The sequence below is a fragment of the Geodermatophilus chilensis genome (genome assembly GCF_002802985.1).
Taxonomy (GTDB): Bacteria; Actinomycetota; Actinomycetes; order Mycobacteriales; family Geodermatophilaceae; genus Geodermatophilus; species Geodermatophilus chilensis.
In genome coordinates, this window is sequence record NZ_NVPT01000034.1 from 26,112 (window position 1) to 34,922 (window position 8,811).

At 74.2% G+C, this 8,811-nt stretch carries 8 protein-coding genes; 6 read left to right on the plus strand and 2 right to left on the minus strand.

The features are described 5' to 3' along the window. Positions 1 to 81: 81 nt before the first annotated feature. Complete coding sequence (locus CNO22_RS07980; RefSeq protein ID WP_100498858.1) at positions 82 to 1,005, plus strand: diacylglycerol/lipid kinase family protein; 924 nt, start codon at positions 82 to 84, stop codon at positions 1,003 to 1,005. A 126-nt stretch (positions 1,006 to 1,131) separates the two neighbouring features. On the opposite strand, the gene CNO22_RS07985 is transcribed toward CNO22_RS07980, so the two are convergent. Together CNO22_RS07985 and CNO22_RS07990 are read right to left on the minus strand one after the other, a co-directional pair. After that, positions 1,132 to 1,572: an OsmC family peroxiredoxin gene (locus tag CNO22_RS07985; protein WP_100498859.1), complete on the minus strand. Its 441-nt coding sequence runs from the start codon at positions 1,570 to 1,572 to the stop codon at positions 1,132 to 1,134. Positions 1,573 to 1,643: 71 nt separating this feature from the next. After that, positions 1,644 to 2,087 (minus strand): MarR family winged helix-turn-helix transcriptional regulator, encoded by a 444-nt coding sequence (locus CNO22_RS07990; RefSeq protein WP_100498860.1) that lies wholly within the window; start codon positions 2,085 to 2,087, stop codon positions 1,644 to 1,646. Between the two features lie 201 nt (positions 2,088 to 2,288). Between CNO22_RS07990 and clpB the strand changes: the two genes are divergently transcribed. The 5 genes from clpB to CNO22_RS29635 all read left to right on the plus strand — a co-directional run bounded on the left by clpB (position 2,289) and on the right by CNO22_RS29635 (position 8,749). Further along, on the plus strand, positions 2,289 to 4,874 hold the full coding sequence (gene clpB, locus CNO22_RS07995) for an ATP-dependent chaperone ClpB (protein ID WP_100498861.1): 2,586 nt from the start codon (positions 2,289 to 2,291) through the stop codon (positions 4,872 to 4,874). Between the two features lie 318 nt (positions 4,875 to 5,192). Continuing rightward, complete coding sequence (locus CNO22_RS27535) at positions 5,193 to 5,972, plus strand: hypothetical protein (protein WP_157936852.1); 780 nt, start codon at positions 5,193 to 5,195, stop codon at positions 5,970 to 5,972. Between the two features lie 65 nt (positions 5,973 to 6,037). Continuing rightward, positions 6,038 to 7,702 (plus strand): molybdopterin-dependent oxidoreductase, encoded by a 1,665-nt coding sequence (locus tag CNO22_RS08010; RefSeq protein ID WP_198588180.1) that lies wholly within the window; start codon positions 6,038 to 6,040, stop codon positions 7,700 to 7,702. 97 nt (positions 7,703 to 7,799) lie between these two features. Beyond that, on the plus strand, positions 7,800 to 8,483 hold the full coding sequence (locus CNO22_RS08015; RefSeq protein WP_198588181.1) for a fasciclin domain-containing protein: 684 nt from the start codon (positions 7,800 to 7,802) through the stop codon (positions 8,481 to 8,483). A gap of 143 nt (positions 8,484 to 8,626) precedes the next feature. Next, the gene (locus tag CNO22_RS29635; protein ID WP_269799571.1) at positions 8,627 to 8,749 is read left to right on the plus strand and encodes a hypothetical protein; all 123 of its coding nucleotides are present in this window, start codon (positions 8,627 to 8,629) and stop codon (positions 8,747 to 8,749) included. Positions 8,750 to 8,811 lie beyond the last annotated feature (62 nt).

Here is an 8,811-nt window from a genome sequence, read left to right on the forward strand (position 1 = left end):
GCGGCCCCCTGCAGGGCCACCTGTCCTCCTCCCCTCGCGAGTACGGGGACGCCGAGGAGGGGGCCGGGCTACGGTCCGGCGGTGATCGGGACGCCTCGACTGCTGTTGGTCGTCAACCACGCCGCCGGCACGGCCGAGGACGACGCGGTCGAGGCCGCGGTGCGGACGCTGCGCGCGGGCGCCGACACCGAGGTGGTCGCGACCGGGTCGGCGGCCGAGCTGGATGCGGCGGTCGCCGCCCGGGGCGGACGCCGGATCGTGGTGCTCGGCGGGGACGGCTCGGTGCACGCGGTGGCGCGCGCCCTGGACCGGGCCGGCGCCCTGGACCCGGCCGAGCCGGTCGGCATCGTCGCCCGGGGCACCGGCAACGACCTCGCCCGCACGCTGGGCCTGCCGCTGGAACCGGACGCGTGTGCGGCCGCCGTCCTCGCCGGGCGGCCGCGGCCGCTGGACCTGCTCGACGACGACGCCGGCGGCCTGGTGGTCAACGCGGTGCACGCGGGCGTCGGGGCGCGGGCCGGCGCGCAGGCCGACCGGCTCAAGGAGCGGCTGGGCGTGGCCGCCTACCCGGTGGGCGCGGCGCTGGCCGGCGTGAGCAGCCCCGGCTGGCCGCTGCGGGTCGAGGTCGACGGCCGGGTCGCGACGCACCCGGGCGAGGGGTGGGCGGCCGACGGCACCCGCGAGGTGCTGATGCTGGGCGTCTGCACGGGCCGGTCGATCGGCGGTGGGACGCCGCTGGCGCCGCGCGCCGAGCCCGACGACGGGCTCGCCGACGTGGTGGTCTCGATCGCGACCGGGCCCGTCGCCCGGGCCGCCTTCACCGCGGCGCTGACCACCGGCGAGCACGTCGACCGGCCCGACGTGCTGGTGCTGCGGGGCCGCCGGGTGTCGGTCACCGGGGGCCCGGTCGACCTGGACGCGGACGGCGAGGTCGAGGAGGGCGTCCCGGCCCGCACCTGGCGGGTGCGGCGGCACGGCTGGTCGGTCCTCGTCCCGCCGCGCTGACCCCGGGGACGACGACGGCCCGCCTCCTCCGCCGGAGGGGACGGGCCGCCAGGCGCCCTGGACGGGCGGCTCCCCTGCAAGGCCCCACCGCGAACCTGCGAGTGGTGGGGGGCAGGGGGTCCTCTTTCAGCTCTCGAGAGCGGCGTCCAGGCTGATCTCGTCGACGCCGGCCAGGGCCTTGCTCACCGGGCAGCCGGCCTTGGCCGCCTGGGCGGCCTGCTCGAACCCGGCGGCGTCGAGGCCCTCGACCTCACCGCGGACGGTGATCGCGATCTTCGTGATGTGCGGACCGCCGTCCTTCTGGCCCAGCGTGACGTCGGCGGAGATCTCGAGGGACTGCGGGGTGCCACCGGCCTTGGCGATCTCGTTCGACAGTGCCATGGCGAAGCACGACGAGTGCGCCGCCGCGATGAGCTCCTCGGGGCTGGTCGTGCCGTCGGCCTCCTCGGCCGCGCGCTTCGGGAACGACACCTCGTAGGTGCCGACCTTCGAGCTGGACAGCTCGACCTGGCCGAAGCCCTCCTGCAGGGTGCCGTTCCAGGCGGTGCGAGCGGTACGGGTGGGCATGGCGCCTCCTCTTCGGACGGGTGTGTCGCGGGAGCGCTACCCCGGTCCGTCGTGGACAACCCAACGACGGGTCAGGTGGTGGTGACCCGCTCGGTGACCAGGTTGAGCTTGGCCTTGAGGTCGGCGAACTCGGAGCGGTCGAGGTCGAGCGCGCAGATGATCTCCTCGGAGATCGCGTCGGCCTTGTCGCGCAGCGCCCGGCCGGCGTCGGTGAGCGCGATGGCGACCGAACGCTCGTCCTCCACGCGGCGGTGGCGGGTGACCAGGCCGGCCGTGGTGAGCCGCTTGAGCAGGGGGGAGAGCGTGCCGCTGTCCAGGGAGAGGCGGGCGCCCAGCTGACCGACGGTCTGGTTGTCCTCCTCCCACAGCAGCATCATCACCAGGTACTGGGGATAGGTGAGACCGATGGCGTCGAGCAGCGGGCGGTAGCGCGCAGTCATGGCCCGGGAGGCGGCGTAGAGCGCAAAGCACAGCTGGTCCTCGAGGACCGCGCTGGGTGCCGGGAGGCGCGTCATTCTCCAGATTCTAGGGCCCTGGTTACCCGTGGTACCGGGGGTTACCCCTTGACGTGCCCCCCAGTGGTGACGGGACCTCCCTGCAGGAGGTGGACGCAGCGAGGTTGAGTGGAACAGACTCAACCCTCGCGTCGTTGGACTCCTCGACACCACCTGGCCGGCACGCCCGGCCCCACTCCGAGAGGACCGACCCCACAGACCATGCAGAGCAAGCTGACCACCCGTTCGCAGGAGGCGATCACGGCCGCCCAGCGGCTCGCGGTCGACCGCGGCCAGGCCGCGCTCGAGCCCCTGCACCTGCTCGCCGCGCTGCTCGAGCAGACCGACGGCATCGCCGGCCCGTTGCTGAAGGCCGTGGGAGCCGACGTCGCCGACGTCCGTGCCAAGACCGACGCCGCGCTGCGGCGGATGCCGAGCGTGAGCGGCGCGACCGTGCCCGCCCCCTCGCCGTCCCGAGAGTTGCTCCGCGTGCTCAACGCGGCCGGGGAGCAGGCCAGCGCGCTGGGCGACGAGTTCGTGTCCACCGAGCACCTGCTCGTGGGCCTGGCCGGCTCCGACGGCGAGGCCGGCGCGGTGCTGACCAGCGCCGGCGCCACCCGCGACGCCCTGCTGGCGGCCTTCCGCACCGTCCGCGGCAACCGCAAGGTGACCACCGCCGACCCGGAGAGCACCTTCCAGGCGCTGGAGAAGTACGCCGTCGACCTCACCGAGCGCGCCCGAGAGGGCAAGATCGACCCGGTCGTCGGCCGCGACACCGAGATCCGCCGCGTCGTGCAGGTGCTGTCCCGCCGCACCAAGAACAACCCGGTGCTCATCGGCGAGCCCGGCGTCGGCAAGACGGCGATCGTCGAGGGCCTGGCCCAGCGCGTCGTCGCCGGCGACGTCCCCGAGAGCCTCAAGGGCAAGCGGCTGATGGCGCTGGACCTGGCCAGCATGGTCGCCGGCGCCAAGTACCGCGGCGAGTTCGAGGAGCGGCTCAAGGCCGTCCTGCACGAGATCGCCGAGTCCCAGGGTGAGGTCATCACCTTCATCGACGAGCTGCACACCATCGTCGGCGCCGGGGCCACCGGCGACTCGGCGATGGACGCCGGCAACATGATCAAGCCGATGCTGGCCCGCGGTGAGCTGCGGATGGTCGGCGCGACCACGCTCGACGAGTACCGCGAGCACATCGAGAAGGACCCGGCGCTGGAGCGGCGCTTCCAGCAGGTCTTCGTCGGCGAGCCCTCGGTCGAGGACACGATCGGCATCCTGCGCGGCCTCAAGGAGCGCTACGAGGTCCACCACGGCGTCCGCATCACCGACGCCGCGATCGTCGCCGCCGCGACCCTGTCGGACCGGTACGTCACGGCCCGGTTCCTGCCCGACAAGGCCATCGACCTGGTCGACGAGGCGGCCAGCCGGCTGCGGATGGAGATCGACAGCCGGCCGGTCGAGGTCGACGAGGTCGAGCGCGCCGTCCGCCGGCTCGAGATCGAGGAGATGGCGCTGGCCAAGGAGGACGACCCGTCCTCCGTCGAGCGCCTGGCGGCCCTGCGGGCCGACCTCGCCGACAAGCGCCAGCAGCTCGACGAGCTGACCGCCCGCTGGCAGCAGGACAAGAGCGCGATCGTGCGCATCCAGCAGATCAAGGAGGAGTTGGAGCGGGCGCGCCTGGAGGCCGAGCGCGCCGAGCGGGACGGCGAGCTGGCCAAGGTCGCCGAGCTGCGCTACGGCCGGCTGCCGCAGCTGGAGAAGGCCCTGGCCGACGCCGAGGCCTCGGTCGCGGGCACCGACTCCATGCTCAAGGAGGAGGTCGGCCCCGACGACATCGCCGAGGTGGTCCAGGCCTGGACCGGCATCCCCGCCGGGCGGCTGCTCGAGGGCGAGACCCAGAAGCTGCTGCGGATGGAGGACGAGCTCGGCGGGCGGGTCGTCGGCCAGTCCGACGCCGTGCGCGCCGTGTCCGACGCGGTCCGCCGGGCGCGCTCCGGCGTGGCCGACCCCGACCGGCCGACCGGGTCCTTCCTGTTCCTCGGCCCGACCGGTGTCGGCAAGACCGAGCTGGCCAAGGCGCTGGCGGAGTTCCTGTTCGACGACGAGCGGGCGATGGTCCGCATCGACATGAGCGAGTACTCCGAGAAGCACTCGGTGGCCCGCCTGGTCGGCGCCCCGCCCGGCTACGTCGGCTACGAGTCCGGCGGCCAGCTCACCGAGGCGGTGCGGCGGCGGCCCTACACCGTCGTGCTGTTCGACGAGGTCGAGAAGGCGCACCAGGACGTCTTCGACGTGCTTCTGCAGGTGCTCGACGACGGCCGGCTCACCGACGGCCAGGGTCGGACGGTGGACTTCCGCAACACCATCCTGATCCTGACGTCGAACCTCGGGTCGCACGTGATCGCCGACCAGTCGCTGCCCGAGGAGGCGCGGCGCGCGGCGGTGATGGACGTGGTCCGGTCGCACTTCAAGCCCGAGTTCCTCAACCGGCTCGACGACGTCGTGGTCTTCCGGGCGCTGGGCAGCGAGGAGCTGGTCGGCATCGTCGACATCCAGGTGGGCGTGCTCGCCCGCCGGCTGGCGGCCCGCCGGCTCACGCTGCGGGTCACCGACGCCGCGCGCGAGTGGCTGGCGCTCAACGGGTTCGACCCGGTCTACGGCGCCCGTCCGCTGCGCCGGCTGGTGCAGTCGGCGATCGGCGACCAGCTGGCCAAGGCCCTGCTGGCCGGCGAGATCCGGGACGGCGACGAGGTCGTCGTCGACGCGCCGGAGGACCTCGCCGAGGAGGGCCTGACCGTCCGCCGCGGCTGAAAGAGGACCCCGTCCCTCCCACCGCTCGCGAGCTCGCGGTGAGCCTCCGGACGGGGCCGCACGGGCCCGCCGTCCCACCCGGGACGGCGGGCCCTCGTGCGTTTCCGCAGGAACGGTCGGGACGCCGAGATGCGTCTGACGGCGGCGATGGCGACCCCCGAGGCAGCCGCCATCCGCATCTCGGGCGCGGGGGCTCCGCGCCTCGCGACGACACCACCGCACCGATCCGGTCTCGATCGCCCAACGGCACTGGCCCGGTCCGGGAGGGTCCGTGATCATCGGGGCGAGACACCCGAGGGACGACCAGGGGAGCGAGTGATGACGTCAGGGCAGGGCAGCCAGGACCCCCAGCAGGGGCAGCCGCCGCAGGGGCAGCCGGGCTGGCAGGCGCCGCCGGGACAGGGCTGGCAGAACCCGCCGCCTGGGCAGGGCGGGTGGCAGAACCCGCAGCAGGGTGGCTGGCAGGACCCGCAGCAGGGTGGTTGGCAGAACCCGCCGTCCGGACAGGGTGGGTGGCAGGGCCCGCAGCAGGGTGGGTGGCAGGACCCGCAGCAGGGCTGGCAGGGGCAGCCCTACGGCTACGGCGCGGCCCCGTCGGCGCCGGGGTACCACTTCCCGCAGGAAGCGCCCGAGCGGCCGACGACCGTCCGCGTGGGGATCGGGGCCTTCCTCGCCACGTTCATCCTCGGCATCATCGCGTCGCTGGTGCAGTTCTCCGACATCGACAGCCTGGTCGCGCAGGCCGTGGCGGTCGCCGACGACCCGGCGGTCACCGAGGACGTCATCCGGGCCGGCATCGTCGTCGGCGCGGTGATCGGTCTGTTGCTGACGGCCCTCCAGGCGCTCTTCATCTGGTTCGCCTGGAAGGGGCGCAACTGGGCGCGCATCGTGCTCCTGGTGCTCGGCGGCCTCAGCGCGCTCTTCGGCCTGAGCGCTCTGGCCGGTTCCGGCGGGGGCGTCGCGGGCTCGGGTTTCCTCGACTCGCTGTCGGTCTTCTCGCTGCTGCTGACGATCGTCGGGGTCGTCGCGCTGGCGCTGCGGCCCTCCACCGAGTGGTACCGGGCGATGACCGCCCGCAGACAGGCCGGACTGCGCTGACAGCTCGTTACGGAACCGTTACCGGATCCGTGAACCCATAGGGCGGCTGGTCGCGAAGAACAGTCGTGACCACCACCGAGCAGGCCCCGGCCGCGGCGAGCGCGCCGGACGGGCAGGGCGGCGGGCGGCGGCGAGGCCGCCGTCCGCTCGCCGCCGTGGCCGGGCTGCTGTCCGCCGGTGTCGCGCTGGGCGTGGCCGAGCTCGTCGCCGGGTTGATCGGTCCGCAGGCCTCGCCGGTCGTCGCCGTCGGCGACAAGGTCATCACCCTCGTCCCGGAGCCGGTCAAGGCCTTCGCGATCGCGACCTTCGGCGAGGACGACAAGATCGCCCTCGTCGTCGGCACGCTGGTGCTCATCGCGCTGTACGCCGCGGTCCTCGGCGTCCTGGCGCTGCGCCGCCGGGCGGTCGGGGTCGCCGGGATCGCGCTGTTCGGCGTGGTGGGGGCCGCCGCCGCGGTCACCGGCCCCGCCGGTGGCCCGCTCGACGCGCTGCCGGCCCTGGTCGGCGCGCTGGCGGGGATCGGCGCTCTGCTCGCCCTCCTGGCCCCTCTCACCGTGCCGGCCACCGGCACCCGGGACACCGCTGCCGACGACGAGGCGCCGCTCGCCGAGCGCCTGCGGACCGCCCTCGGCTCCGGCGACCGCAAGGGCGCCGGCCTCGACCGCCGCCGCTTCTTCCTCACCAGCGGCGCCGCCGTGGGTGCCGCCGTCGTCACCGGTGGCGCAGGCCGGCTGCTGCTGCGCCGCTTCGACGTCGGCGGGGCGCGGGCCGACCTCGCCCTCCCGGCGCCGACCTCCCCGGCCGCACCGCTGTCGGCCGGCGCCGACCTCGCCCCGCAGGTCGAGGGCCTGACGCCGCTGTTCACCCCGAACCGCGAGTTCTACCGGGTGGACACCGCGATCACCGTGCCGCAGATCAGCCCGGCCGACTACCGGCTGGAGCTGACCGGGATGTTCGACAGCCCGCGCAGCTACACGCTCGACGACCTGCTGGGCCGACCCGACGTCATCGAGCGCGACATCACCCTGACCTGCGTCTCCAACACCGTCGGGGGTCTGCTGGCCGGCACCGCGCGCTGGCTCGGGGTCCCGCTGGGCGCCTTCCTCCGTGAGAACGGCATCCAGTCCCGCTCCGACCAGCTGGTCTGCCGCTCGGTCGACGGGATGACCATCGGCGCGCCCACCCGCTCGGCGCTCGAGGTCGAGGACGCGATGATCGCGTTCGGGATGAACGGCGAGCCGCTCCCGGTGGAGCACGGTTTCCCGGCGCGGATGATCATCCCCGGGCTCTACGGCTACGTCTCGGCCTGCAAGTGGATGACCGGCATCGAGGCCTCCACCTACGACGCGTTCGACGTCTACTGGACCGAGCGCGACTGGGCCGCCCAGGCGCCGATCAAGATCGCCTCCCGCATCGACACCCCCGCCCCGCTGCGCCGCTTCCCGGCCGGCCGCCGTGCCATCGCCGGCGTGGCCTGGGCGCAGACCCGCGGCATCGGCGCCGTCGAGGTCCGGGTCGACGAGGGACCCTGGCTGCCGGCGCAGCTCTCCCCGCAGGTGGACGCCGACCTGTGGCGGCAGTGGGTGCTGCCCTACGACTTCGCCCCCGGCTCGTACCAGCTCACGGTCCGCGCGACCAGCGCCGAGGGCGAGGTCCAGACCGAGGAGCGCGCCGAGCCGTTCCCCGACGGGTCCAGCGGCCTGCACTCCATCCGGGTCATCGCGAGCTGACCCCCAGAACTCGTCTCGGCCACCGGCCGCAGGCGCAGCCCGCCCCACTTCCCGGGACGCGGGCCAGGAACCGAGCACGACGACCAAGGAGATCCACGTGAAGCGCACTCTCACCCGCACCGCCCTGCTGACCGGTGTCTCGGCCCTCGCCCTGAGCGTGACCGCCTGTGGCGCCGAGGACACCGCGTCCGACGCCGCCGGCAGCGCGGGCAGCGCCGCCAGCAGCGCCAGCGAGGGCGCCACGGACAGCAGCTCCTCGGCGCCGTCCAGCGGCACCGACATGGCCGCCGCCGAGCCGTTCGGCGAGGGCTGCACCGCCGTCCCGGCCGAGGGCGAGGGCTCCTTCACCGGCATGACCGACGACCCGGTCGCCACCGCCGCCAGCAACAACCCGGTGCTGTCGACGCTGGTCCAGGCCGTCATGCAGGCCAACCTCGTGGACACCCTCAACAGCGCCCAGGACATCACCGTGATCGCCCCGGCGAACCCGGCCTTCGAGGCCATCCCGCCGGACGCGCTGCAGGCCGTGCTGGCCGACAACGCCCAGCTGACCGCGATCCTGAGCCACCACGTCATCGAGGGCCGCCTGGCTCCCGACGAGCTGGCCGGCACGCACACCACCCTGAACGGTGACGAGGTCACCATCGAGGGCTCCGGCGAGGACTTCACCGTCGCCCAGACCGTGACCGGCACCCCGGCCTCGGTCATCTGCGGCAACGTCCAGACGGCGAACGCCACCGTCTACATCGTCGACCAGGTGCTCGCCCCGGCTCAGAGCTGAGCGAAGACCCAGGGCCCGCGGGCCGTCGTCCGAGAGGACGGCGGCCCGCGGTCGTGTCTGCGGACTGCTGTCGTGCCGTTACGGGCTGTGGCGCCTCGCGCCGGGGATGATGGCGGCGCCCCCGACGAAGGAGCCCCGCCCCCGTGACGCGCACCCCCACCCGCCCCGCCCTGCTCGCCGCCGCAGCCGCGCTGGCGCGGGCCGGCTGCGGCGGCGAGCAGGGCGCGGCGGGCGGGGGTGGGCGTGCCGGGGGCTGGCTCTTATAAACATCTGACGGTCGCGGCGACTGCGTACGTGGCGACAGAGGGTGTAGCGGGTCGTGGTAAGA